At 55.1% G+C, this 23440-nt stretch carries 23 protein-coding genes; 7 read left to right on the forward strand and 16 right to left on the reverse strand.

What is annotated here, in order from left to right:
* Positions 1–349: 349 nt before the first annotated feature.
* Positions 350–1162, reverse strand: coding sequence for a hypothetical protein (locus DWX58_RS13580; RefSeq protein ID WP_118644718.1), 813 nt, complete (start codon positions 1160–1162; stop codon positions 350–352).
* Positions 1163–1246: 84 nt separating this feature from the next.
* On the opposite strand from DWX58_RS13580, the gene DWX58_RS13585 reads away from it, so the two are divergent.
* Both DWX58_RS13585 and DWX58_RS13590 read left to right on the forward strand, forming a co-directional pair.
* Positions 1247–1468 carry a helix-turn-helix transcriptional regulator gene (locus tag DWX58_RS13585; RefSeq protein WP_118644720.1) on the forward strand — a complete coding sequence of 74 codons (222 nt, stop codon included), beginning with the start codon at positions 1247–1249 and terminating at the stop codon, positions 1466–1468.
* A gap of 85 nt (positions 1469–1553) precedes the next feature.
* On the forward strand, positions 1554–2291 hold the full coding sequence (locus DWX58_RS13590; protein ID WP_118644722.1) for an HNH endonuclease signature motif containing protein: 738 nt from the start codon (positions 1554–1556) through the stop codon (positions 2289–2291).
* On the opposite strand, the gene dcm is transcribed toward DWX58_RS13590, so the two are convergent.
* From dcm to DWX58_RS13625, 7 genes are all read right to left on the reverse strand, one after another.
* Complete coding sequence (gene dcm, locus DWX58_RS13595) at positions 2281–3291, reverse strand: DNA (cytosine-5-)-methyltransferase (protein WP_118644724.1); 1011 nt, start codon at positions 3289–3291, stop codon at positions 2281–2283. The two genes, DWX58_RS13590 and dcm, sit on opposite strands and share 11 nt — an antisense overlap.
* Positions 3292–3311: 20 nt before the next feature.
* Positions 3312–3512, reverse strand: coding sequence for a helix-turn-helix transcriptional regulator (locus DWX58_RS13600; protein ID WP_118644726.1), 201 nt, complete (start codon positions 3510–3512; stop codon positions 3312–3314).
* Between the two features lie 151 nt (positions 3513–3663).
* Positions 3664–3918 carry a DUF6061 family protein gene (locus tag DWX58_RS13605; RefSeq protein ID WP_118644728.1) on the reverse strand — a complete coding sequence of 85 codons (255 nt, stop codon included), beginning with the start codon at positions 3916–3918 and terminating at the stop codon, positions 3664–3666.
* 416 nt (positions 3919–4334) lie between these two features.
* Positions 4335–5510: an AAA family ATPase gene (locus tag DWX58_RS13610; protein WP_118644730.1), complete on the reverse strand. Its 1176-nt coding sequence runs from the start codon at positions 5508–5510 to the stop codon at positions 4335–4337.
* Positions 5500–5835: a hypothetical protein gene (locus DWX58_RS13615; protein WP_006571527.1), complete on the reverse strand. Its 336-nt coding sequence runs from the start codon at positions 5833–5835 to the stop codon at positions 5500–5502. The genes DWX58_RS13610 and DWX58_RS13615 overlap by 11 nt, the downstream gene beginning before the upstream one ends.
* Positions 5836–5837: 2 nt before the next feature.
* Entirely contained in the window at positions 5838–6911 is a 1074-nt protein-coding gene (locus DWX58_RS13620; protein ID WP_118644732.1) for a site-specific integrase, read from the reverse strand.
* Positions 6912–6913: 2 nt separating this feature from the next.
* Entirely contained in the window at positions 6914–7108 is a 195-nt protein-coding gene (locus DWX58_RS13625) for a helix-turn-helix domain-containing protein (RefSeq protein ID WP_006571508.1), read from the reverse strand.
* Between the two features lie 303 nt (positions 7109–7411).
* Between DWX58_RS13625 and DWX58_RS13630 the strand changes: the two genes are divergently transcribed.
* The gene (locus DWX58_RS13630; RefSeq protein WP_118644734.1) at positions 7412–7900 is read left to right on the forward strand and encodes a helix-turn-helix transcriptional regulator; all 489 of its coding nucleotides are present in this window, start codon (positions 7412–7414) and stop codon (positions 7898–7900) included.
* Positions 7901–8097: 197 nt separating this feature from the next.
* Here the strand turns inward: DWX58_RS13630 and guaA (DWX58_RS13635) are convergent, their stop codons facing one another.
* From guaA (DWX58_RS13635) to DWX58_RS13660, 6 genes are all read right to left on the reverse strand, one after another.
* Positions 8098–9051: a glutamine-hydrolyzing GMP synthase gene (gene guaA, locus DWX58_RS13635; protein ID WP_347559181.1), complete on the reverse strand. Its 954-nt coding sequence runs from the start codon at positions 9049–9051 to the stop codon at positions 8098–8100.
* A 59-nt stretch (positions 9052–9110) separates the two neighbouring features.
* Positions 9111–10652, reverse strand: coding sequence for a glutamine-hydrolyzing GMP synthase (guaA, locus tag DWX58_RS13640; RefSeq protein ID WP_118644738.1), 1542 nt, complete (start codon positions 10650–10652; stop codon positions 9111–9113).
* Positions 10653–10923: 271 nt separating this feature from the next.
* On the reverse strand, positions 10924–11805 hold the full coding sequence (locus DWX58_RS13645) for an immunoglobulin-like domain-containing protein (RefSeq protein WP_118644740.1): 882 nt from the start codon (positions 11803–11805) through the stop codon (positions 10924–10926).
* An 80-nt stretch (positions 11806–11885) separates the two neighbouring features.
* Positions 11886–12422 carry an immunoglobulin-like domain-containing protein gene (locus DWX58_RS13650; RefSeq protein ID WP_118644742.1) on the reverse strand — a complete coding sequence of 179 codons (537 nt, stop codon included), beginning with the start codon at positions 12420–12422 and terminating at the stop codon, positions 11886–11888.
* A gap of 136 nt (positions 12423–12558) precedes the next feature.
* On the reverse strand, positions 12559–15768 hold the full coding sequence (gene carB, locus DWX58_RS13655; protein ID WP_118644744.1) for a carbamoyl-phosphate synthase large subunit: 3210 nt from the start codon (positions 15766–15768) through the stop codon (positions 12559–12561).
* A complete protein-coding gene (locus DWX58_RS13660) occupies positions 15768–16856 on the reverse strand; it encodes a carbamoyl phosphate synthase small subunit (RefSeq protein WP_118644746.1) in 1089 nt (362 codons plus the stop codon). The genes carB and DWX58_RS13660 overlap by 1 nt, the downstream gene beginning before the upstream one ends.
* Before the next feature lie 224 nt (positions 16857–17080).
* On the opposite strand from DWX58_RS13660, the gene DWX58_RS13665 reads away from it, so the two are divergent.
* From DWX58_RS13665 to DWX58_RS13680, 4 genes are all read left to right on the forward strand, one after another.
* Positions 17081–17761: a DUF421 domain-containing protein gene (locus tag DWX58_RS13665; protein WP_118644748.1), complete on the forward strand. Its 681-nt coding sequence runs from the start codon at positions 17081–17083 to the stop codon at positions 17759–17761.
* Positions 17762–17774: 13 nt separating this feature from the next.
* Entirely contained in the window at positions 17775–18155 is a 381-nt protein-coding gene (locus DWX58_RS13670) for a DUF4363 family protein (RefSeq protein WP_118644750.1), read from the forward strand.
* A 103-nt stretch (positions 18156–18258) separates the two neighbouring features.
* Positions 18259–19158, forward strand: coding sequence for a DMT family transporter (locus DWX58_RS13675; protein WP_118644752.1), 900 nt, complete (start codon positions 18259–18261; stop codon positions 19156–19158).
* Positions 19159–19361: 203 nt separating this feature from the next.
* On the forward strand, positions 19362–19817 hold the full coding sequence (locus tag DWX58_RS13680) for a hypothetical protein (RefSeq protein WP_118644754.1): 456 nt from the start codon (positions 19362–19364) through the stop codon (positions 19815–19817).
* Between the two features lie 53 nt (positions 19818–19870).
* Here the strand turns inward: DWX58_RS13680 and glmS are convergent, their stop codons facing one another.
* Positions 19871–21706 (reverse strand): glutamine--fructose-6-phosphate transaminase (isomerizing), encoded by a 1836-nt coding sequence (gene glmS, locus DWX58_RS13685; RefSeq protein ID WP_118644756.1) that lies wholly within the window; start codon positions 21704–21706, stop codon positions 19871–19873.
* Positions 21707–22131: 425 nt separating this feature from the next.
* Positions 22132–23349 carry an LL-diaminopimelate aminotransferase gene (locus tag DWX58_RS13690; protein WP_118644758.1) on the reverse strand — a complete coding sequence of 406 codons (1218 nt, stop codon included), beginning with the start codon at positions 23347–23349 and terminating at the stop codon, positions 22132–22134.
* Positions 23350–23440: the final 91 nt, after the last annotated feature.

Here is a 23440-nt window from a genome sequence, read left to right on the forward strand (position 1 = left end):
TCATTCATCCAAGAGTCTGCAAACCAATTTGCGCAAAACTGTTGACACTACCTTCATTTTAGCAGGGTGATGCAGAAAATGCAAGAACCTGGTATGCCATTCTCTCTATAAGCAGTCGTACCGCAAAGGAACATTTTACGGCACAATCTAATAAAAAAACCAGGAAAGCCTTGCACTGCAAGGCTTTCCTGGTTTCGTTCAGTTACTCCCACTCGCTCCTGCCAGAAGTTTTCTAAACAGATTTGCTTATGGGATTTAGCTCAGAGTATTGGTATTCTTTTCATTATTCAGATAGCAGAGGCTATCTGATTTTTTGTTGCCATGGTGTTGCCACCGATTTAATGCACTCTCACTGATATACCGCAATGGGAAGGACAACGAGCGCAGGCCCTTTAATAACATCACGAAGCTCTGCGGGGTTATCCATATTCTTCGGCATATTCCTTCGCTGAGCTCTGTTAAGAGGTAGCTTCTTGAAATCGTCGAAAATTTCATCCAACTTGATACTTTGTCCCTTAGGTATTTTACGAATAATTTTACATAGCAAATAGGATTGTCCAACAAAATTATCTTGATTACATCTAAAGTAACTTTCATCCAAATACGCAACTATTGGATGCTTTCCGTCTGCAAATTCGAACACACAGGCAATTTCTTTACCGGATTTCATCTGCCCTAACGCCGAAAAACCTTGTACAGCTTCGGTTGCTTTTTTGTCCAAAATCTGCTGATCTGTAATAGTCTCAAAAACCGCAGCCAACTCTGCAATTTTCATTACACTATCGGTCAACTCTTTCATCTTAGAAAAGCGAGCAGTAACTAAAACTTCAAGAAAATCATCCCGGTATAAAGCACCATAATCTGCCTCGCTAAGAAACTCATAATATTTTAGACCATCATCTTCATCAGATTGCAAATATTTGTAGATTTTTTCAAATTTAGCTGCATCGCTAATACGTACAGACCGCTTTACTTCTTCAGACTGTTTTCCTGTATGGGATCCATTTCCTGAAGCAACACCAATTGCCCCTTTTCCAGACAAAGTATTTTCCCTGCTAGTTGCAATTGCTTGAGCTTCCTCATCGTAAGTATAGCCGTCAATAGCTGCAATATAATCCTCAATTACTTTTGTGTTTAGATATAAAAAGTTACGTAGTTTCATATTTGCTTCCTCTTCGAACGAGACTTATTGTCTGTCGACTTATTGTATTCAATATTGTAACATTTATCATGGAGGTTTTCAAGTATGGACATCATTAAGGTTTTTGGAGTAAATGTGAAATATTATCGTCAAGCTATCGGCCTTTCCCAAGAAGCTTTTGCAGAAAAGTGTGGCTTACATCGAACATATATTAGTGCGATTGAACGTTTTCGCCGAAGTATTTCTCTCGAAAATATCCAAAGAATTGCAGATGCACTTGGAGTTGAACCATATTTACTCTTTATTGATCATACAGACACTTTATAACAACTGGAATGTTTTAGTCGGAGACTTGTATCAGTTTATATTTAATACACAACTTTTATTTAGATCTTAGTTCGGAGGGCTTGTTATGTTACATATTGAAGATATTATTGAGATTCGGAAAGCTATTAATCGCCCTGGCTATGAAATTGTTTTTCCTCAAAATAAGATTATCTGGATAATAAAGCGACGTACCATAGCTGGCTTACTGTTATTGATAAAGTACGAGTATTGTTCAGAAGCAGACCTTGTTGGTGCTAACGACCGCCTGCATACTATCAAAGCGATATTAAGAGGAAAAATCAACCCATCTTGGATTCAGGAGCGCTATGGAGATGCAAATAAACCTTTCAGTGAACTCTGGACTGAAGAAGGTTTTTCATGTGTTCATGCGGAAGCAATGCAAGGAAATCGTCAATATGTATTACATCCAGTAGATCATGAGTTGCTCTTTCAAGAAAATGCCAAGTCCACACGAATTCAATTAAATACTATAGAAAAACAAACTATTCTCACAGCTCAAACATACCGATGTAACATTTGTGGTGCGATTCTAAGAGAAAATTCAGCAATTGCACCACATACATTTGCAAAAGACCGTGTGCGTGTTGAATTTGATCACCGTATTCCTGTTGATCGAGGCGGAGAAAATAATATAAATAATATACAGGCCCTCTGCCACTATTGTAATAAATGCAAACGTCAAATGTGTTTCGTTTGTACTCTTAGTGAGTGTTCACCATCTTGCGCCTTAGTATTTCCAGAACACGAAGAAGTCGTCCTTGCTACTGGAGAAAATATTCGGGACAGAATTACTAAACGCTAAAATGTGCAGCTCTTACAATCTCATCATAAATTGCACTTATTACGGGTGGACAAACCGCATTTGCTAATTGCTTAATACTATCAGTCCTGGAAATTCCAAAAGAAAATGTATCTGGGAAACCCATAATACGCTTCATTTCTAGAACACTTAAATGTCGCCTTTCCTTAGTTAATACCGGTATCATTGCCCCCCCACCACTATTACTTACTGCAAAAGTAGGGAATTGGCCATCTAGTGAATACGCCCTAATTCCACTGGAACGAATTTGTAAAATACAATCATTTATATCGCAATTGTCGGCTACACGTTCTAAGCTCTTTCGTGTTTTAGGAATTTGAAAAGATAGCTCATCAGCACTTTTAATACCCAAATAAAGGTCAATATACTCTTCCCATTTTTTAGAAATAGGGATAGAATTGTCTCCAGGTACTAATACATCACGGAGTGTCTTTTTAGGTTCAGCACCAACAGGAAAATGGAAGCTTACATTCTTTAGCTTTTTTATATTAAATGCAACAATATACAAACGCGGCCTACTTTGAGGCACTCCAAAATCTGCACTATCTAAAATTTCATCATATACTTTATAGCCGATTTCTTCGAATAAATTTTTAATGAGGCTTAATGTTGCACCTTGTTTATGTCTTTTTAGATTTGCCACATTTTCTAGAAAAACAACTTTGGGCTCTAACGCTCGAATAATTTCAAAAAGTTTTAGTATAATTTTCCCTCTGTCATCCTCAAGTCCCTTTTGTTTCCCTGCAATAGAAAATGGCTGGCACGGAAATCCTGAGCATAAGATATCCATGTGCGGAATACTATCTACGTCTAATGTAAATATATCTTTTGAATCAAAGTGTTCACCAAAATTTCTATAGTAGGTATCATCACATTTTTCATCAATTTCATTTTTATATATGCATTTTGAATTATGTGCAGCTAGATCAATTCCAAGCCGAAAACCTCCCACTCCTGCACAAAATTCCGCGTATTTTACCATGATAGCACCTCAAGTTATATTCAATAAATAAATTCCACTATATCCCCAATAGTACACCCTAGTGTTGTACAAATTTTAAATAGGCTTTCCATCGAAACAAACTCATTCCGCCCCATTTTTGCTAACACATTGAAACTAATTCCTGCAGCGTCTTTTAGCTCTGTTCGATTCATTTTTTTATCAATCAACATCTTCCATAGCTTGTCGTAACTGACCGGCATAATCAATTCCCCATTCGTTGTCGAATTGTTTTACATTATACCATATTACGCACATAGCCACAAGATAATCTCACGAAAAGATGAGTAAACGAGATTCATTCAAGACCTAGCTCCATCTTTCAAAAAGTCATGAGGCCCGGCACCGAAGTTTTTATACCTGGCAATCTAATAACGCTTTCTCGGCCACTGCTTTTAGATATAGTTCTGGCTCACCATTCAAAATCAGTTCGGCATAGGCCAGCGGATCATTGTAAATCAGCCAGTCCAGTTCTGACCGCTGGTACATACTGTTTGCTAGTTCGTTCTCCACGGCCTTGCAGTCGATGGAGAGAAGCGTCCCATCCTCCAGACACAGCTCCACACAGGCAGTGTCCAGGTTGAACTCACAGGACAGAATTTTCCTCATAGTCGTTACCTCCCAATGCTTAAATCTTGATTGATTTTCCGCAGCGGCACAAGGGCCGTTTCGGTTGTTTTAGATACAGGCAAGCAATGCGTGTGGATAGCCACACACAAATCCAGCAAGCAATGCGAGTGTTAATACACACTCACATTTCCTGCTGTCTGCTTGTTGAGGGCAACGCCCCCAAGCCCCTTTTGAACACAGAATTTCATTCTGTGGCTGTGCGTTCTGCGAACGCTTTTTAGGCCGTACCCGGTGCTCTGTTTCGTGGGCAAGGGCGTCGTGAAATGCGATACCCTCCTGAAAGACGGGGTGACAAAATACCACCCCAGTTTTTCGTTCCGCGACGGTGGCGACGGTCGCAACGGTGCTGGGAGCACCCCTCAAAACACCGTCGCGACCGTTGCGAGCGTCGCGCTTTACTCGATTACTTCAAACGCGGATGTTTCCACCACCATGTAGGTCAGCCGGATACGCCGTCCGGCGTGCTTGGTTTTATTCTCATACCTCACCTGATGTTCTTCCAGCAAGCGGCTGGCATTCACATTCAGATGTTTGGTGAGTCGGTTTACCGCCATATCCGTCTGAATCGCCTGGGCCAGATCGGTGGGACTGCCTTCCCATTCCCGGTTCTCAGAGGATACGAGCTTTGCCACGGCTTCTAGTACCGGGTCTGGAGGCTGTTTCCAAAGCTCATTCTCTGCATGGTCGAGACCCCAAACTAGGCTCTCTTGGTCTTTGCTCAGATATAGCCGCTGATCCGGCTGGTCTCTGCCTACCACCTCCAGGGTAGCCTTGCTATCCGTTCGCTTCTCCTTCTGCATCAGGAGCGCCCCATCCGCACAGCCCAGCAAGCCGGTTGTACCGGAAATCATCTCAAAGCTGTCTCCCGCAGGCTGCTTTCTGGTGTGGTGAACGATCAGGACGCAGACGCCATATCGGTCGGCAAATTGTTTCAGCTTGCCGATCACCTCATAGTCGCTGGAATAGCTGTAGCTGTCGCTCACCGCTTCCCGAACTTTTTGCAGGGTATCCACAATAACAAGTTTGGTGTCACTGTGTTCCCGGACGAACTTTTCCAGCTGCTCATCCAGGCCACCGCCGATCATCTTAGCATTGGTAGCAAAGTGGAGGGAGCTTGTCCCCTCCACTCCGAACATTCGGAACATCCGGCGCTGTAAACGGCTCTCGTCATCCTCCAACGCCAGGTAGAGAACAGTTCCCTGATGGGTCTTGTAGCCCCACAGGTCTTGCCCGGTGCTGACATGGTGGGCGATCTGCGCCATCAGGAAGGACTTGCCGATTTTGGGCGCTCCGGCAAGGATGTACGCTCCCGTGTAGAGCAGGTTCTCAATCACCGCAGACTTACCCTCAAACACATTGTCCATCAGCTCGTCCAGGGTCACAGTATGCAGGTAGGCTGGGTCGCTCATGCGGCGCATCTTCCGGTAAAGTTCCTCCAAATCTCTTTCGGGGGAATTGCTTTTTTCGTCTGGGTCTGGTATAGTGGTCTTGGAATTTTGAGAGATTGACTGCCCATCATCTGCGCCAACAGATGAACCATGGGCGGTCATTTTCTTTTTCTCATCGGTCATAGGCAAAGTCCTCCTGCATTCCGTTCATAATGGTAGCGATCATCTGGATGGTGTCCAGCAGCTCGTCGTTCACGCCCTGCCCAGCCTCGATCCGGCGCAGCTCGTCCAGCACAGCGGCCAGCTGATCCCGCAGCGCCTTGTAGACCCTGGGGTTGCCCTGGACCACCACATCCCGGCAAAGCAGTCGCCGGATGATATAATCCTGTTTGGTCAGGCCGGTGAGCTTAACTGCCGTCTCGATCTGAGCGTCCTCCTCCGGGGAGACCCGAAAAGCCACAGTCTTGTTTCTCCAACGGTTGTGCTTGTCCAAATTCTTTGCTGACATTTTTAATTGCCCCTTTCCATGTTCAATTTATCCGCCATCTCCGCCTGCTTGGACGGAAACAGGTGCGCGTAGTTGTAAGTGATGTCGATGCTCTCATGGCCCACCCGGTCCGCGATAGCCGTGGCAGAGAAGCCCATGTCAATCAAAAGCGAGACCGCGCTGTGCCGAATATCATGGATTCTGATGCGCGGCACACCGGCTTCTTTGGCTCCCCGGTCCATCTCCCGGTGGAGATAGCTCTTGGTGACGGTGAACATCCGATCATCCGGCCCGATGTCGTAGAGCATCTTGATGTAATCCTGGATTTCCTCGGCTAAAAATTGCGGCATGGTGATGACCCGATTACTCTTTTCGGTTTTGGGAGTGGTAATTAGATCCTGGCCATTCAACCGCTGATAGGATTTATTGATGGTAACGGTGCGCTTCTCAAAATCAAAGTCTGCCGGGGTCAGGGCAAGCAGCTCCCCCTCCCGGATACCGCACCAGTAGAGCATCTCAAAGGCGTAGAAGGACAGTGGCTTGTCCATCATCACCTCGGCAAATTTCAGGTACTGCTCCTTGGTCCAGAACATCATCTCTCGGTTTTTCTTTTTGCCCATGCTGCCCGCCTTCTTGCAGGGATTCTCCCGGAGGTTGTAGTACCGAACCGCGTGGTTGAAGATGGCACTGAGCTGATTGTGGACCGTTTTCAGGTACACCGGCGAGTAGGGCTTGCCGTTCTCGTCCTTATGGTTCAACATCTCGTTCTGCCAGGTAATGATCTGCTGGGCGGTGATGTTACACATTTTCAGCCTGCCGAAGTAGGGCAGCAGCTTAGTACGGATGATATGGTCCTTGGTAGCCCAGGTGTTCTCCTTGAGCCGGGTTTTCATATCCGCCGTGTAGAGGTCCACGAAGCTCCTGAAGGTCATGTCCAGATCGGCACTGGTCTTGTTGAGCTGTTCGCGCTCCCAGGCTTGTGCCTCCCGTTTGGTCTTGAAGCCCCGTTTCTGGGTCTGCTTGCGCTCGCCGTTCCAGTCGGTGTAGCGGTAGACCGCTCGCCAAGTATTCGTCTTTTCTTCTTTGTAGATCGCCATGATTAGCCCTCCTTTCCCGTCTTGCCGTAGCAAAACTTCTCCATGAAAAAGTTCCGATTGACCCGCCCGGAGATGGTCAGATAGCCCTTCTCACGGAGTTCGGCGTTGAGCTTGTGGATCACCTTGTAGGCGTGGGACTTGGAGATGCCCAGCTCCTGGGCCACTTCCTCCACGCGCATAAAGTTTTGTGCCTGCATTGAAAATACCTTCCTTTCTTCGTTGATGGCTGCTGCGGCTGGATATTGTGTTCCATAAATGCCTCCTCACTTTCGTCCGCCACTTTTTTCCCGGATGTATAACCGGGGGATTGCGGCAGTTCTTTTCCATTTACTGATTCTAAGCTATTATGCTTAGTCTATTGTCATTATACTAAGCAAAATAGCTTGTGTCAATCGGAGTACGCAAAATAAATTAAATAAAATTGTTTAGGATTCTCTTGACTTTACTAAGCATTTCTGCTACGCTTTTCCTAAAGACAACCAACGATTGGAGTTGATGATATGGCGATTGGCGAACGGATTCACTTTTTTCGTCTCCTGCGGGGGATGACTCAGAAATATCTCGGCATGGCGCTGGGCTTTCCGGAAAAGTCCGCCGATGTGCGCCTTGCTCAGTACGAAACAGGATCAAGAACCCCTAAGGCGGACCTGACTGCTGCCCTGGCTCAGGTACTGGATGTCTCTCCCCATGCGCTCTCTGTCCCAGACATAGACTCCTATGTGGGGCTCATGCACACCCTGTTTACCCTGGAGGATAACTACGGGCTCAAGATTAGCGAGATGGATGGAGAAGTCTGCCTGAAGGTCGATGTGCGGAAGAGCAAGGACGCTGCTCGGCTGCATGAGATGCTTTGCTCCTGGCAACAGGCCGCTGCCATGTTGGAGGCGGGCGAAATCTCCAAAGAGGACTATGATAAGTGGCGCTACCATTACCCGGAGTTTGACAACTCCCAGACCTATGTGAAGATACCGCCCCAGGACCTCTTTTGACCTGCTCACTTGTAGGCCACGGGAGAGGCCGTTTGTTGCACAGAGTAATAATAAAAAGAAAAAGAGAGCTAACTGACTAATCAAAATCAGTTAGCTCTCTTTTTATGAATAATGAAAAAGTGTTGCCAAATCGTTGCCACGGAAGGCCTTAACCTCTAAAAAACCCAGTTATATCAGGCTTTTCCGGGCCTCTGAAATCATTCCCACTCGATGGTGCCGCAGGGCTTGGGCGTCAGGTCGTAGAGCACACGGTTCACACCAGGAACCTCAGATGTAATGCGCTGGGTGATGTGCTGGAGCAAGGCAAAAGGCACATCCTCCACGGTGGCAGTCATGGCATCCTTGGTGTTCACGGCACGGATAATGACAGGCCAAGCCTCGGTGCGCTTGTCGTCCTTCACGCCAACGCTCTTGAAGTCGGGGATGGCGGTGAAGTACTGCCACACCTTGCCCTCCAGACCGTTCTTGGCAAACTCCTCCCGGAGAATGGCGTCGGACTCCCGCACCGCCTCCAGGCGGTCCCGGGTGATGGCACCCAGGCAGCGCACGCCCAGGCCGGGGCCGGGGAAGGGCTGGCGATAGACCATGTTGTCGGGCAGGCCCAGAGCCTTGCCCACCACCCGGACCTCATCCTTGAACAGCAGGCGCACCGGCTCCACCAGTTCAAACTTCAGATCCTCCGGCAGGCCGCCCACGTTGTGGTGGGCCTTGACGCCGCCGCTCTCCAGAATGTCGGGGTAGATGGTGCCCTGAGCCAGGAACTCAATGCCCTCCAGCTTGCGGGCCTCCTCCTCAAACACCCGGATGAACTCCGCGCCAATGATTTTCCGCTTGCGCTCCGGCTCAGACACGCCGGCCAGCTTGTCCAGGAAACGGTCCACCGCATCCACATAGATGAGGTTGGCATCCATCTCGTCCCGGAAGACCTTTACCACCTGCTCAGGCTCGCCCTTGCGCAGCAGGCCGTGGTTGACGTGGACGCACACCAGCTGCTTGCCGATGGCCTTGATGAGCAGGGCGGCCACCACAGAGGAGTCCACACCGCCGCTGAGGGCCAGCAGCACCTTCTTGTCTCCCACCTGGGCACGGACGGCTTCAATCTGCTGGGCAATGAAGGCTTCCGCCAGCTGAGGGGTCGTAATTCGTTCCATGTTTTCCGGACGCTTGTTCTGATCCATTGGTGTCTCCTCCTGATTTTTAGAATTAAAGTTTACTCCCATTCCACCGTTGCAGGCGGCTTGGAGGTAATGTCATAACAGATGCGGTTCACGCCGGGGACCTCGTTGACAATGCGCACGGAGATCCGGTCCAGCACCTCGTAGGGGATGCGGGCCCAGTCGGCGGTCATGAAGTCGTCGGTGACCACGGCCCGGAGGGCCAGGGTATAGTCGTAGGTACGGCCATCGCCCATGACGCCCACGGAACGGGTGTTGGTGAGGACGGCGAAGTACTGGCTCAGATTCTTGTCCTCTCCGGCCTTGGCGATCTCATCCCGGAAGATGAAGTCCGCCTCCCGCAGCAGGTCCGCCTTCTCCTTGGTGATGTCCCCGATGATGCGGATGGCAAGACCGGGGCCGGGGAAGGGCTGGCGGGAGACCAGGTACTCAGGCAGGCCAAGCTCCCGGCCCAGCTGACGCACCTCGTCCTTGAACAGCAGACGCAAGGGCTCGATGATCTCCTTGAAGTCCACATAGTCAGGCAGACCGCCCACGTTGTGGTGGCTCTTGATGACAGCGGCGTCGCCCGCGCCCGACTCGATGATATCGGGATAGATGGTACCCTGGGCCAGGAAGTCCACAGCACCAATCTTCTTGGCCTCCTCCTCGAAGACCCGGATAAACTCCTCGCCGATGATCTTGCGCTTATGCTCCGGCTCGGACACGCCGGCCAGCTTCAGCAAAAAGCGGGTCTCGGCATCCACCCGGATAAAATTGATGTCCCACTTGGAGAAGGCGGCCTCCACCTCGTCTCCCTCGTTCTTCCGCATGAGGCCGTGGTCCACGAAGACGCAGGTGAGCTGGGGACCCACCGCCTCGGCCAGCAGGGCAGCCACCACGGAGGAATCCACGCCGCCGGAGAGGGCCAGCAGCACCTTTCCGCTGCCCACCTTTTCCCGGACGGCAGCGATGGCGGTGTCCTTGTACTCTCCCATGGTCCAGTCGCCCACCGCGCCGCAGACCTTGTAGAGGAAGTTGCGGATCATGTCCACGCCGTGCTGGGTGTGGTTGACCTCGGGATGGAACTGCACGCCGTAAAAGCCCCGCTTCTCATCGGCGATGGCCACGTTGGGGCAGGCATCGGAGTGGGCGGTGAGGGCAAAGCCCTCGGGCACCTTGGCCATGTAGTCCCCGTGGCTCATCCAGGAGATGCCCTCCTGGGGCAGACCGTCAAAGAGCTTGCAGGCGGTGTCGTAGTAGGTCTGGGTCTTGCCGTACTCCCGGGCGGAATCGTCCTGAGCCTCAGTCACCTGTCCGCCCAGGGTATGGGCCATGAGCTGACAGCCGTAGCAGATACCCAGAACAGGCACACCCCAGTTAAAAATCTTGGGGTCCACATGGGGCGAGGTCTCCAGATAGACGGAGTTGGGTCCGCCGGTGAAGATGATTCCAATGGGGTCCATAGCCTTCAGCTGGTCCAGAGGAGTAGTGTAGGGCTTTACTTCGCAGTAAACGCCGCACTCACGGACCCGCCGGGCAATGAGCTGGTTATACTGGCCGCCGAAGTCCAGAACAATAACGGTCTGATGGGACATTAGGACATCCTTCCTTGCTTTTCTTAGAATGGAATTTACAAAGATTTAACCGCCTCTGCCTTGTTTTCCCGCTCCGCGGGGACTATGATACAGACAGGAAACAAAGAAAGGAGGTTTGATTATGACGGATTTTTACTGGAACAGCCGCTCCGATCTGGAGGATCTCATCTATGAGGACGAACAGACCGTCGCCAGCGAGCGGTAAGCAACTTCATATCATTCGGACAAGAAGCCACACCTCAGGGTGTGGATTTTTGCGTTTCAGGGGCAATCAGTTCTCCGGCTCCAGCCTGGCCACCCCGTCTTCCATCTGAAAGCGGGCCCAGGCCCAGGTGACAGTGGTCTCCCCCTCTTCGAAAGAGTAGAAGGGAAAGCTGAGACGGTAGATCCCGTCGGGCAGATGATCGCCATAGGGCTCCCAGGACAAGTCGTCGGAGAAACATTCCCCCGGCTCCAGAATATATTCCTCGTCGGTCACACCGTAGTGGCTCCCGGGCACCCAGGGGAGGCTGTACCAGCTGTTGTCCAGTAAAACCTCCAGAGAAGCATACCCACCGTTTCCGTGGGACAGGCTGCGTCCAGTGTGATTTTCCACCGTCCAGGACAAGTCCCCCGATTCTGAGCAGACAAGGGACATAATCACATCCTTCTGCTGGGTATGCTCTTTCGCCGGGAGCAGGAAACGGGCGTCCCAGTTGCCACTCAGCAGAGCCAGGGTGCGTCGGCAGGGAAGCGCGGCCAGGCTCTCGCTGGTCTCCAGGGGCGCCCCCATCTGGTCCATCAGCTCCCCCAGCTCCAGGTCGGTCTCCAGTACCCGCCCCCGGTTGTCCAGCCACACATCTCCCACGCACACCGCCTCAAAGTCCTCCTTCGTCCCGTTGACACGAAGGGCATAGAGCGGGAAGGAATCCTCAGGCAGCTGTCCGTACTCCAAAGGCCGGGCGGAGGCCCTGGACAGGGCGTCCCTCAGCCGGTTCAAATCATCCTTCTCATAGAGGAACTTACTCTGCATCCTCTGGCCGTCATAGACGTAGAGCTGAACACTCTCCCCCACGGGCACGTTCAGCGGTCCCCGCCGGGCACGAAAAACCAGAATACTGCCCAGGACAACCACCAACAGTACCACCAGCAAAAACAGATTTCTCTTTTTCATCCTTTGCACCTTCCTTTCTGCTCTCAAACCAAACAGGAACAAGGACTTAGGTTCCGACAAAATGTCCGAACCGGTGCAAATCATAATTGGAGACGGCCGTATTCCAGACGGAACTCTACGTAAGACTGACGGTAAGACTGGCGCAGCAGAGGCTCCTCCTCACCGGGGCTGCTCTGCCAGTAAACAAAGGCGATGCGGTACTGTCCGTCGGGCAGTTTTCCATAAGGCGAAAGGCTGTATTGACCGGAAACACTGTCCCCAGGCTCCAGTTCCAGGCCCACACCGGCGGTGGCATATGGCTCCGAAGGTACCTTATACCACTGCCCATCCAGCAATACCTGCAGACCACCGGTGAAAAAGAGGTTCCGGTCTCCATCCACCGAGGCTCCGGATTCCAGCCGGGCCTCGCTGTGATTGGAAAAGGTCAGGCTTATGAGAGCACCGTTGATCTCCAGAGACAACTCTGCCCCTGGGTAGGGCTCCACCGTTTCCGCCAGGGTCAACTCCGCCGGATTCAGCTCCACAGGCCGTGCGGTGTACAAGGCAAACACACCCAGCCCCACCGCCAGTACCGCCAGCGTCAGCACCAGAGCGCCCCATTTTTTCAGGATTTTCATTCTTCACGCCTCCTCTGCATGTCCGATGGTTTCTTCGGTTTCATCCTTAAAGACGTAAAAAAGTTCCTGCCGTTGCGCTTTGTGCTTTACCACTCCCGGGCACGGCCCCAAAAGGGACCGTGCCCGGTTTTGTACATTAGATCTTGGTGATGTCGATGGGGGTGAGGTCCTCGCTGCGGCTCTGCTGACGGACGGTGAGCAGAGCGCGAGCGGTGTCGATGGCGGTGACACAGCCCACTCCGTGCTCCACGGCGGAGCGGCGGATCTGGAAGCCGTCGGAGTCGTGCTTGCGGCCCCGGGTGGGGGTGTTGATGATGAGGTCCACGGTGCCGGAGGCAATCATGTCCAGAATGTTGGGGTGAGACTGGGACACGCGGTTGACCCGCTTGCACTCAATGCCCGCCTCTGTGAGGGCATCGCAAGTGCCGGAGGTGGCATAGAGCTCGATGCCCATCTCCTCAAAGCCCCGGGCAATGGAGACGATCTCCCGCTTGTCCTCGTCCTTGACGGTGATGATGATGCGGCCGCCCTTCTTGGGCACGCGCATATTGGAGCCCTTGAAGGCCTTCAGCAGGGCCTGGGGGAAGGTCTCAGCCAGACCCAGCACCTCGCCGGTGGACTTCATCTCCGGGCCAAGGCCGGTATCCACGTCGGTGAGCTTCTCGAAGGAGAAGACGGGGGCCTTGACGGCGAAGTACTTGGCCTCGGGATAGAGGCCGGTGCCGTAGTCCAGATCCTTCAGCTTCTGGCCCAGCATCACCTTGGTGGCCAGGTCAATGATGGGCACGCCGGTCACCTTGGAGATATAGGGGATGGTACGGGAGGAACGGGGGTTGACCTCGATGACATAGATGTCGTCGTTATAGAGGATATACTGGGCGTTGATGAGGCCGATGACGCCCAGGTGCTTGGCCATGTTCTTGGTGTGCTGGAGAATGAGCTGGCGGTGCTTCTCCTCCAGGTGGAGGGGCGGGTACACGGCGATGGAGTCGCCGGAGTGGACACCGGCACGCTCCACGTGCTCCATGATACCGGGGATGAGGATGTCCTCCCCGTCGAACACGCCGTCCACCTCAAGCTCGCGGCCCATGAGGTACTTATCCACCAGGATGGGGTGCTCCTGCACGGTCATGTTGATGATGCGCATGAACTCCTCGATGTTGCGGTCGGAGTAGGCAATCTCCATGCCCTGGCCGCCCAGCACGTAGGAGGGACGGACCAGCACGGGGTAGCCCAGCTCGTTGGCCGCCTTCAGGGCCTCCTGAGTGGTGAACACGGTGCGTCCCTTGGCGCGGGGGATTCCGCACTTCTCCAGGATCTCGTCAAAGCGCTCCCGGTCCTCAGCGGCGTCCACGCCGTCGGCGGGGGTGCCCAGGATGCGCACGCCCATCTCGGTGAGGGCCTTGGCCAGCTTAATGGCGGTCTGTCCGCCGAACTGAACCACAGCGCCCCAGGGCTTCTCCTGCTCCACGATGTTCTGCACGTCCTCGGCGGTGAGGGGCTCGAAGTACAGCTTGTCCGCTACGTCGAAGTCAGTGGAGACAGTCTCGGGGTTGTTGTTGATGATGATGGTCTCGTAGCCCAGGCGCTTGAAGGCCCAGACGGAGTGGACGGAGCAGTAGTCAAACTCGATGCCCTGGCCGATACGGATGGGGCCGGAGCCCAGCACCAACACCTTCTTCTTGTCGGTGTTGGTGTCCACGGCCTCGTTCTCTCCGTCGTAGGTGGAGTAATAATAGGGAGTCTCGGCGTCAAACTCGGCGGCGCAGGTATCCACCATCTTGAAGGAGGGGATAATGCCGTACTTCTCACGCAGAGTCTTCACCTCAGCCTGCTGCATGCCGCACAGGGTGCCGATATAGCTGTCGGCAAAGCACATCTCCTTGGCGCGCTTCAGGGTATCGGCATCGGGAGCACCCTTGCAGGCCTTCAGCTCCTCCTCCATGTCGATGATGCGCTTGAAGCCGTCCAGGAACCAGATGTCCATCTTGGTGATGTGGTTGATCTTCTGGGGAGAGAAGCCGCGGCGCAGAGCCTCAGCCACCACGAACAGACGCTCGTCGGTGACCTGAACCAGCATGTCCTCGATCTCGTCGGTATAGAGGCCCTCCAGCTTGTCCAGCTTTAGGGCGCGGACGTTCAGCTCCAGAGAGCGGATGGCCTTCATCAGAGCGCCCTCGAAGGAGTTGGCAATGGCCATAACCTCGCCGGTGGCCTTCATCTGGGTGCCCAGAGTACGGCTGGCGGTGGTGAACTTATCGAAGGGCAGGCGGGGGATCTTCAGAACGCAGTAGTCGATGGTGGGCTCGAAGCAGGCCTTGGTCTTGCCGGTGACCGCGTTGGGGATCTCGTCCAGGGTGTAGCCCAGAGCCACCTTGGCCGCCACCTTGGCGATGGGGTAGCCGGTGGCCTTGGAGGCCAGGGCGGAGGAACGGGACACACGGGGGTTAACCTCGATGACGGCGTACTCGAAGGAGTCGGGGTTCAGAGCAAACTGCACGTTGCAGCCGCCCTCAATCTCCAGAGCGGAGATGATGTCCAGAGCGGCGGAGCGCAGCATCTGGAACTCCCGGTTGGCCAGGGTCTGGGTGGGAGCCACCACGATGGAGTCGCCGGTGTGGACACCCACGGGGTCGATGTTCTCCATGGAGCAGATGGTGATGACGTTGCCCGCGGAGTCACGCATCACCTCAAACTCGATCTCCTTCCAGCCGGAGATGCAGCGCTCGATCAGCACCTCGCTGACGCGGCTCAGGTTGATGCCGCGGTCGGCGATCTCCCGCAGGGAGGCCTCGTCATAGGCGATGCCGCCGCCGCTGCCGCCCAGGGTGTAGGCGGGACGGACAATGACGGGGTAGCCGATCTCGTTGGTGAAGGAGACAGCGTCCTCCACGGTGTTGACCACCTTGGAGGTGACACAGGGCTGGCCAATGGACTCCATGCAGTCCTTGAAGCCCTGGCGGTCCTCCGCCTTGTGGATGGACTCGGGGCTGGTGCCCAGCAGACGCACGCCGTACTTCTGCAGGGTGCCGTCCTCATAGAGGGCCATGGCCAGGTTCAGACCGGTCTGACCGCCCATGTTGGGCAGGAGGGCGTCGGGCCGCTCCTTCTCAATGATCTGCATGACGGAGGGGATGTTCATGGGTTCGATATAGACATGATCGGCAATGTCCTTGTCGGTCATGATGGTGGCGGGGTTGGAGTTCACCAGCACCACCTCAATGCCCTCTTCCTTCAGGGCGCGGCAGGCCTGGGTTCCGGCGTAGTCAAACTCGGCGGCCTGGCCGATGACGATGGGACCGGAGCCCAGCACCAGTACCTTCTTTACATCCGTATATTTGGGCATTACCGGGCACCTCCCTTATTCATGGATTCCACAAAGCGGTTGAACAGGTATTCCGTATCCTTGGGGCCGGCGTTGGCCTCGGGGTGGAACTGAGTGGTAAAGCAGTTGGGACGCTTATAACGCAGGCCCTCGCAGGTGCCGTCGTTGACGTTGATGTGGCTGACCTCGGCCACAGCCGGGTCCACCGTCTCGGACAGAACCATATAGCCGTGGTTCTGGCTGGTGATGAACACCTTGCCCTTCTCCAGATCCCGCACGGGGTGGTTGCCGCCCCGGTGGCCGTAGGCCAGGCGGCCGGTCTTGGCCCCGGTGGCCAGAGCCAGCAGCTGGTGGCCCAGACACACGCCGAAGAGGGGGGTGTCGCTCTGGTAGAGCTCCTTCAGCTGGGCGATGATCTCGGTGTTCTCCGCAGGGTCGCCCGGGCCGTTACTGAGCATCACGCCGTCATAGCCGCCGGCCAGGACCTCCTTGGCGGGGGTGAAGGCGGGCAGCACGGTCACCCGGCAGCCCCGGCGGCGCAGGCACTCGATCATGTTCTGCTTCACGCCGTAGTCCATCATGGCCACGTGGTGCAGCTCCTCGCCGTGGGCGGGGAACACCTCGGGCTCCTTGCGGGTGACCCGGGCCACGGTGCCGGTGACCTTGTAGTTCTTCAGCTTCTCCATGATCTCCGCCACATTAAAATGCTCCGCACAGGTGAGCATACCATTCATGCTCCCCTGACTACGGAGTATTTTGGTCAGCGCGCGGGTATCCACGCCTTGAATCCCGGTGATGTCGTGTTCCTTCAGAAAATCGTGCAAAGTCCCCTCGCAGCGGAAATTGCTGCCCCGGGGAGACAGGTGACGGACCACAAAGGCCTCCGCCCAGGGACGGGCAGACTCATTGTCCTCGTGGTTGACGCCGTAGTTGCCGATGAGGGGATAGGACATGACAATCCCCTGCCCGGCGTAGGAGGGATCGGTCAGAATCTCCTGATAGCCGGTCATGGAGGTGTTGAACACCATCTCGCACACCCGGTCGGAGGTGCTGCCAATGCTGGTCCCGGAAAATACGCTTCCGTTGGCCAGAATCAAGGTCGCTTTCATCAAATCTCACACGCCTTCCGTTCCAGACTTGTTAGCCACATATTGCGCAAACTGTATTCAAGATATTGTATCGAAAAATAGGGTATTTTTCAAGATGGAGTTTTCCCTTTTTCTGTATAATTTTTCGCTCCGTTTTCTTCCGTCCCTGGGATAATCGACGAGAGGAAGGGCAAGACTATCCCTCATAGCCCACCAGCTCCACTCTTCTTTCGCGGAGGCGTATTATGTTTACCGGTCTTGTCCGCACCGTCATCCTCTACATCTTGATTATTGCCGGCATCCGCCTCATGGGCAAGCGGCAGGTGGGCGAGCTGGAGCCCTCTGAGCTGGTGCTCTCCCTCATTATTGCCGACCTGGCCTCCGTTCCCATGCAGGACTTCGGCATCCCCCTGCTGGCCGGAGTGATTCCCATTCTGGCCCTGCTGGCCATGACCATGATCCTCTCCGTGCTCACCATGCGCAGCGTGCGCTTCCGGGCTCTGCTCTGCGGCCGCCCCAGCATCATTATCCGGGAGGGCAAGGTGGACCAGCGGGAAATGGCCCGCAACCGCCTGACGGTGGATGAGCTGCTGGAGGAGCTTCGCGGCCAGGGCTACACCGACCCCTCAGGTGTGAAATACGCCATTTTAGAGACCAACGGCCAGCTGTCCGTTCTCCCCTTCGCCGCCCAAAAGCCCCCCACCGCCCAGCAGCTGGGGCTGGAGGTGGAGCAGTGGGAACTCCCCCTAGTGGTGGTCAGCGACGGGCGGCTTCTGGAGCACAACCTCACCCAGCTGGGCCGGGACCGGGCCTGGCTGAACAAGCGGCTGAAGGAGGGGGGCTGCTCGGACCCGAAGCAGGTCTTCCTTCTTTTGGCCGACCGGGGCGGCAAGGTCTACCTCACACGCAAGGATTTTAACACGTAAGGAGGCGGCCGAAATGAAACGGCTCTGGATTGCATCCGCTCTGCTGGTTTTCCTGCTGGCCGTCAGCCTGGGAAACGCTTGGTACTCCAACTCCCTCACCCAGAGCCTGGCCCAGCCTCTTCGTGAGGCCCAGCAGCTGGCCCATGAGAATCAGTGGGAGCAGGCCCGGGACCTGACCCGACAGTCCTACGACAGCTGGAACGACCACCACACATATCTTCACTGCGTCCTGCGCCACTCCGACACTGACCAAATTCTCCGCTCTTTCCGCAGCGTCATGCAGTACCTGGATCTGGAGGAAATGGACCAGTACGCCGCCGCCAACGCCGACCTCATTTCTCAGCTGGAGCTGCTGTCCGAGATGGAGCAGGCGACGCTGGTCAACGTTTTGTGAGAGCTTATAAAATTTTTGTTTTTCTCCCCTTGACGAGTGGTTTATTTGGCGGTATAACTTCCCCTGACAGCAATGTTTTCCCAGCAGAAAGGGGAAGGATTTCATGAAGAAAGAATACCTGTTTGCCGGCATCTCCATTTTGTCCTGGGCCTCCACAGCGGCAGTGGGCACACTGATGATGGATTCCCTGTCCCAATTTGCGTTGGTGTTCTACACCAGTCTGACCGCCGCTGTTTTTCTTCTGATCCTTGTGGCTGCCACTGGGCGTCTCCCGCTGCTCCGGACACTGCATCTGAAGGACCTTTTCCGGATGTCCGCCCTGGGAATTCTGGGTATGTTCCTGATGTCTCTGTTCTTCTATAACGGCCTGGCCCGCCTGGAGGCACAGCAGGCCTACATCATCAATTATTTGTGGCCCATTCTCATTGTCGTTTTCTCCTGGCTCATTCTGCGGAAGCCCATAACAGCCCAGACCTGCTTGGCCCTTCTTCTCTCCTTTTTCGGCGTCATCATTGTGGCCACTGAGGGCAATCTGGCCAATCTGGGCGGGGTGGATTTCGGCGGCGTGATATCCTGTCTTCTGGGCGCCTGCTGCTACGCCCTGTTCGCAGTCTTCAATACGCAGGTCAAATGCGACAAGTTTGTGGCCATGCTGGTGTACTATACTTCCACTACACTGGTCAGCCTCGTGTTCCTGGCGGCTCAGGAGCCTGTCCCTATCCTGAGTGCTGTCCAGTGGGGAGGTACCATCTGGCTGGGTATGGTGACCAACGGTCTGGCCTATACCACCTGGGCCCTGTCCATGGACCTGGGGAACACCGCCAAGCTGTCCAATCTGGCCTACCTCACCCCTTTTCTTTCTCTGGTTTACATCTTTTTCCTTCTGCATGAGCCCATTCTTTTGTCTTCCTATCTGGGTCTTGTGTTTATTCTCGCCGGCGTTCTGTTGCAGGTGTGGAAATTCCCCGCCCGCCGTCCCCGCGCAGCCCGCACACAAAGTTGAGACATTGTTGTTTGCTCGTCCTCATTTTGCATGAGGACGAGCAAATTTATGCAAAATATTGTTGACGTTCTTGCCTCTCCCGTCTATAATGAAGTAAAGCGTACAGCAATCCTGCGCAGAGGCAGCTGCGCAGGACAAAACTGCTGTGCGGTGTATCCGGCCCACCGGTGGGCAACCTTTGAGATGGAATGGAGGATTCGGCAATGACACAGGAAGAACGTAACCAGACGATCCGCACCAAAATGGAAGAGGCCTTCTACAACCTGCTGGAAGAGCTCCGCCCCTACCTGATCACCGTGGAAGATCAAACCTGTCTCCATGAAAATATGGAGCGGCTGTCCAGCTGGATCAATGTGATGCCCCTGACCATGCACAAGGATAAGCACTGGACCCGCGAGGAGTTCCAGGCCGCTCTCACCGGCCCGGACCAGATGGCCGATCCCCGTTTCGGGGCCTACATGGACGCCTTCTATGAGGAGTATGTGGGCAACAAGGAGGACGCCCTCCACGCCTTCTACGACGAGCTGTTCCACGAGGAGGAGCTCAACCTGGTGGACTGGCAGAACGTCTGGGAGATGGTCCGCGCCAGCTATGAGGACTGGCTGAAGGCCAACGAGTATGAGGACGAATGGCTCAAGGGCCAGCCCAACGCCCAGTAATTGAAAAAGTCAAACCCCGGCGTCCTGTTCAAACAGGACGCCGGGGTTTTGTTTTATTCCACGGTTACGCTCTTGGCCAGATTTCTGGGCTTATCAATGTCGCACCCACGCATCAGCGCCACATAATAGGCAAACAGCTGCAGAGGCACCACACCCAGAGAGGGCAGCAGCAGGTCGTGGGTATCGGGGATGGTAATGACCGCGTTGGCTGTCTCCCGCATCTCCTTCTCATGGCTCTTGGTGGTGAGGGCCAGCACATCAGCCCCCCGGGACTTGACCTCCACCACGTTGCTCATGGCCTTCTCAAAAAGCCGTCCGTAGGTACCCAGCGCCACCACCAGGGTGCCGTCCTCGATGAGGCTGATGGTCCCATGCTTCAGCTCGCCGGAGGCGTAGGCCTCCGAGTGGATGTAGGAGATCTCCTTGAGCTTCAGGGAGCCCTCCAGGCCTAGGGCATAGTCCAGATTCCGTCCGATGAAAAAGACGGAGTCGTGGTTGAAGTACTGAGAGGCAAAGTACTGGATGTCGTCCTTGTCCGCCAGCACTTCCTCCATTTTGGCCGGCAGCAGCAGCATCTCATCCAGGGCTGAGCGGTACTCCTGCTCCTCCACTGTGCCCAGAATCCGGGCAAAGTACAGGCCCAGCAGATCGATGAGGGCCATCTGGGTGGAGTAAGCCTTGGTGGTAGCCACGGCGATCTCCGGCCCGGCCCAGGTGTAGAGCACCTCATCCGACTCCCGGGCGATGGAGCTGCCCACCACGTTGACGATGGACAGGATGCGCCCACCCAGCTTCCGGGCCTCCCGCAGGGCGGCCATGGTGTCCAGGGTCTCTCCCGATTGGCTGATGACCACCACAAGGGTCCGGTCATTCACAATGGGGTCCATGTACCGGAACTCCGAGGCCAGGGCCACCTCCACCGGGATGCGGGTCAGCCGCTCCAGATTGTACTTGCCCACCATGCCCACGTGGTAGCTGGATCCGCAGGCCACAATGTAGATCTTCTGGATGGACCGGATGTACTCCTCGCTCAGGCCGAAGTCCTCAAACCAGACCTCGCCCTCCCGGATGCGTGGGAAGACACACCGGCGCAGGGCCTCGGGCTGCTCCATGATCTCCTTGAACATGAAGTGCTCATAGCCGCCCTTCTCCGCCGCGTCAATCTCCCAGTCCACGTGGGAGATCTCCTTCTGGATGGGCTGCATCAGGTGGTTGTAGCACTGGATGCCCTCCCGGGTGAGGACGGCGATCTCCCCGTCTTCCATGTAGCCCACCTCCCGGGTGTGCTTCAGGATGGCGGTGACGTCGCTGGCCATGAAGCTGCAGCCTTTGCCGTAGCCCAGAATCAGCGGGCTGTCCTTGCGCACGGCGATGAGCTGGTCCGGGGTGTCCGCGCACAGGATGCCCAGGGCATAGGCCCCCTTAATGCGGTGGAGCACACGCCCCACAGCGGCCAGCAAATCTCCGTCGTAAAAGTACTCGATGAGCTGAGCCACCACCTCGGTGTCCGTCTCGGAGACAAAGGTCACGCCCTTATCCACCAGGAAGGCCTTCAGCTCGGCGTAGTTCTCGATGATGCCGTTGTGCACCACCGCAATCTTGCCGCCCTGGCTCACCTGGGGATGGGAGTTGACGTCGCTGGGCGCCCCGTGAGTGGCCCAGCGGGTGTGTCCGATGCCCACGGTGCCCTCCACCGCCGCTCCGCCCTGGAGCAGGTCGGAAAGCACCTGCAGCCGGCCCTTGGCCTTGTGGACAGACAGGGTTCCCTCCCGCTGGGAGTAGACCGCAACCCCTGCCGAGTCGTATCCCCGGTACTCCAGACGGGACAGCCCCTCCAGCAAAACGGGAGCGGCCTGCTCACTGCCCACATAGCCTACAATTCCGCACATATTCAATTTCCTCCTGATTCAATTGGATTGCTCAAGAGGACAAACTCGCAGCTATTTGCACCTCGTTCCCCGGTTCCGGCCCCTTTGTTTTGCAGTTACCCGCATATTTGTCGGCCGAATACGCGCCCGGAGCGGCACGGAGGGGCACCCGCCGAAGGCTTCGATTCTCCCCCCACCTCGTCGTCCCCAGCCTGACAGCCGGGGCGCTGGCGCTTATGTTGGGTCCTGGCCCAAGGTCCTCCTTTCCTTCTGCGACGTTTTGGGATTTCGTTTTTCCCGCCTTGCATTATACGAAATTCTTTTAGCGGAGTAAAGAAAAAATTGTATCAAACCGAATCCGATTTTTTCCAGTTTCTTTTGTTCCGCCGCACAAAAAGAGCCCCGGTCCCAGGGGACCGGGGCTCTCTTTGCTTAAATGGCGGGAATTACAGCATACTCTTGACCCGCTCCACCGCCTGGCGGGTGGCCTCGGCGTCGCCGAAGGCGGTCAGGCGCACATAGCCCTCGCCGCTGGGACCGAAGCCCGCGCCGGGGGTGATGGCCACGTTGGCCTTATCCAGCACCAGGTCGAAGAAGTCCCAGGATCCCATGCCGCCGGGGGTCTTCAGCCAGATATAGGGGGCGTTGACGCCGCCGAAGCACTCCAGCCCGGCCGCGGTCAGCCCCTCCCGGATGACCTGGGCGTTCTTCTGGTAGTAGGCGATGGACTCCATCACCTGGGCGTGGCCCTCGGGGGTGTAGATAGCTGCCGCGCCCCGCTGCACCACATAGGGGACACCGTTGAACTTGGTGGTCTGGCGGCGGTTCCACATGGTGTTCAGCTTGGCGCCGTCCCGCTCCAGCTCCATGGGCACCACGGTGTAGGCGCAGCGGTTGCCGGTAAAGCCGGCAGTCTTGGAGAAGGACCGGAACTCAATGGCGCAGGTACGGGCCCCCTCAATCTCAAAGATGGTGTGGGGGATGTCCGGGTCGGTGATGAAGGCCTCGTAGGCGGAGTCGTAGAGAATCACAGAGCCATTCTCATTGGCGTAGTCCACCCACTGCTTCAGCTGCTCCCGGGTGGCCATGGAGCCGGTGGGGTTGTTGGGGAAGCAGAGGTAGATGAGGTCCGCCCGCTCCTTGGGGATCTGGGGCATAAAGCCGTTCTCCTCCAGGCAGGGCATATAGATGAGGTTGCTCCAGCGGCCCTGGGCCTCTACGTAGTCCCCGGCCCGTCCGGCCATGGCGTTGGTGTCCACGTACACGGGGTACACGGGGTCGCACACCGCCACCTTGTTGTCCACACCGAAGATGTCCCCGATGTTGCCGCAGTCGCTCTTGGCACCGTCGGAGACAAAGATCTCCTCGGGCTTGATGTCCACGCCCCGGGCCTTGTAGTCAAACTGGGCAATAGCCTCCCGCAGGAAGGGGTAGCCCTGCTCCGGGCCGTAGCCGTGGAACCCCTCGTAGGTGCCCATCTCGTCCACTGCCTTGTGCATGGCCTCCGTCACAGCGGGAACCAGGGGACGGGTCACGTCACCGATGGACAGCTTGATAATCTTCGCCTCCGGATGGGCGGCGGTATAAGCGGAAATTCGACGGGCTACCTCGGAAAAGAGATAGCTGCCGGGCAGCTTTCCGTAATTCTCATTGATCTTAACCATATATATCACAGCTCCTTTTCGGCCTTGGCCGCAGCATTCGATGGTTGATATTATCCCCGAATTCTCCCCGCTTGTCAATGGGAAAGGAGGA

It is taken from the genome of Pseudoflavonifractor sp. AF19-9AC (assembly GCF_003478995.1).
Taxonomy (GTDB): domain Bacteria; phylum Bacillota; class Clostridia; order Oscillospirales; family Oscillospiraceae; genus Lawsonibacter.

Bases quoted from the DNA above. Each gene is read 5' to 3' on its own strand.
- DWX58_RS13615 (WP_006571527.1), bottom strand. From the start codon at position 5,835: ATGTCAGCAAAGAATTTGGACAAGCACAACCGTTGGAGAAACAAGACT.
- DWX58_RS13680 (WP_118644754.1), top strand. From the start codon at position 19,362: ATGACACAGGAAGAACGTAACCAGACGATCCGCACCAAAATGGAAGAG.
- DWX58_RS13690 (WP_118644758.1), bottom strand. From the start codon at position 23,349: ATGGTTAAGATCAATGAGAATTACGGAAAGCTGCCCGGCAGCTATCTC.
- DWX58_RS13665 (WP_118644748.1), top strand. From the start codon at position 17,081: ATGTTTACCGGTCTTGTCCGCACCGTCATCCTCTACATCTTGATTATT.
- dcm (WP_118644724.1), bottom strand. From the start codon at position 3,291: ATGGTAAAATACGCGGAATTTTGTGCAGGAGTGGGAGGTTTTCGGCTT.
- DWX58_RS13645 (WP_118644740.1), bottom strand. From the start codon at position 11,805: ATGAAAAAGAGAAATCTGTTTTTGCTGGTGGTACTGTTGGTGGTTGTC.
- DWX58_RS13605 (WP_118644728.1), bottom strand. From the start codon at position 3,918: ATGAGGAAAATTCTGTCCTGTGAGTTCAACCTGGACACTGCCTGTGTG.
- DWX58_RS13585 (WP_118644720.1), top strand. From the start codon at position 1,247: ATGGACATCATTAAGGTTTTTGGAGTAAATGTGAAATATTATCGTCAA.
- guaA (WP_347559181.1), bottom strand. From the start codon at position 9,051: ATGGAACGAATTACGACCCCTCAGCTGGCGGAAGCCTTCATTGCCCAG.
- DWX58_RS13610 (WP_118644730.1), bottom strand. From the start codon at position 5,510: ATGACCGATGAGAAAAAGAAAATGACCGCCCATGGTTCATCTGTTGGC.
- DWX58_RS13650 (WP_118644742.1), bottom strand. From the start codon at position 12,422: ATGAAAATCCTGAAAAAATGGGGCGCTCTGGTGCTGACGCTGGCGGTA.
- guaA (WP_118644738.1), bottom strand. From the start codon at position 10,652: ATGTCCCATCAGACCGTTATTGTTCTGGACTTCGGCGGCCAGTATAAC.
- DWX58_RS13600 (WP_118644726.1), bottom strand. From the start codon at position 3,512: ATGCCGGTCAGTTACGACAAGCTATGGAAGATGTTGATTGATAAAAAA.
- glmS (WP_118644756.1), bottom strand. From the start codon at position 21,706: ATGTGCGGAATTGTAGGCTATGTGGGCAGTGAGCAGGCCGCTCCCGTT.
- carB (WP_118644744.1), bottom strand. From the start codon at position 15,768: ATGCCCAAATATACGGATGTAAAGAAGGTACTGGTGCTGGGCTCCGGT.
- DWX58_RS13660 (WP_118644746.1), bottom strand. From the start codon at position 16,856: ATGAAAGCGACCTTGATTCTGGCCAACGGAAGCGTATTTTCCGGGACC.
- DWX58_RS13675 (WP_118644752.1), top strand. From the start codon at position 18,259: ATGAAGAAAGAATACCTGTTTGCCGGCATCTCCATTTTGTCCTGGGCC.
- DWX58_RS13590 (WP_118644722.1), top strand. From the start codon at position 1,554: ATGTTACATATTGAAGATATTATTGAGATTCGGAAAGCTATTAATCGC.
- DWX58_RS13630 (WP_118644734.1), top strand. From the start codon at position 7,412: ATGGCGATTGGCGAACGGATTCACTTTTTTCGTCTCCTGCGGGGGATG.
- DWX58_RS13580 (WP_118644718.1), bottom strand. From the start codon at position 1,162: ATGAAACTACGTAACTTTTTATATCTAAACACAAAAGTAATTGAGGAT.
- DWX58_RS13620 (WP_118644732.1), bottom strand. From the start codon at position 6,911: ATGGCGATCTACAAAGAAGAAAAGACGAATACTTGGCGAGCGGTCTAC.
- DWX58_RS13670 (WP_118644750.1), top strand. From the start codon at position 17,775: ATGAAACGGCTCTGGATTGCATCCGCTCTGCTGGTTTTCCTGCTGGCC.
- DWX58_RS13625 (WP_006571508.1), bottom strand. From the start codon at position 7,108: ATGCAGGCACAAAACTTTATGCGCGTGGAGGAAGTGGCCCAGGAGCTG.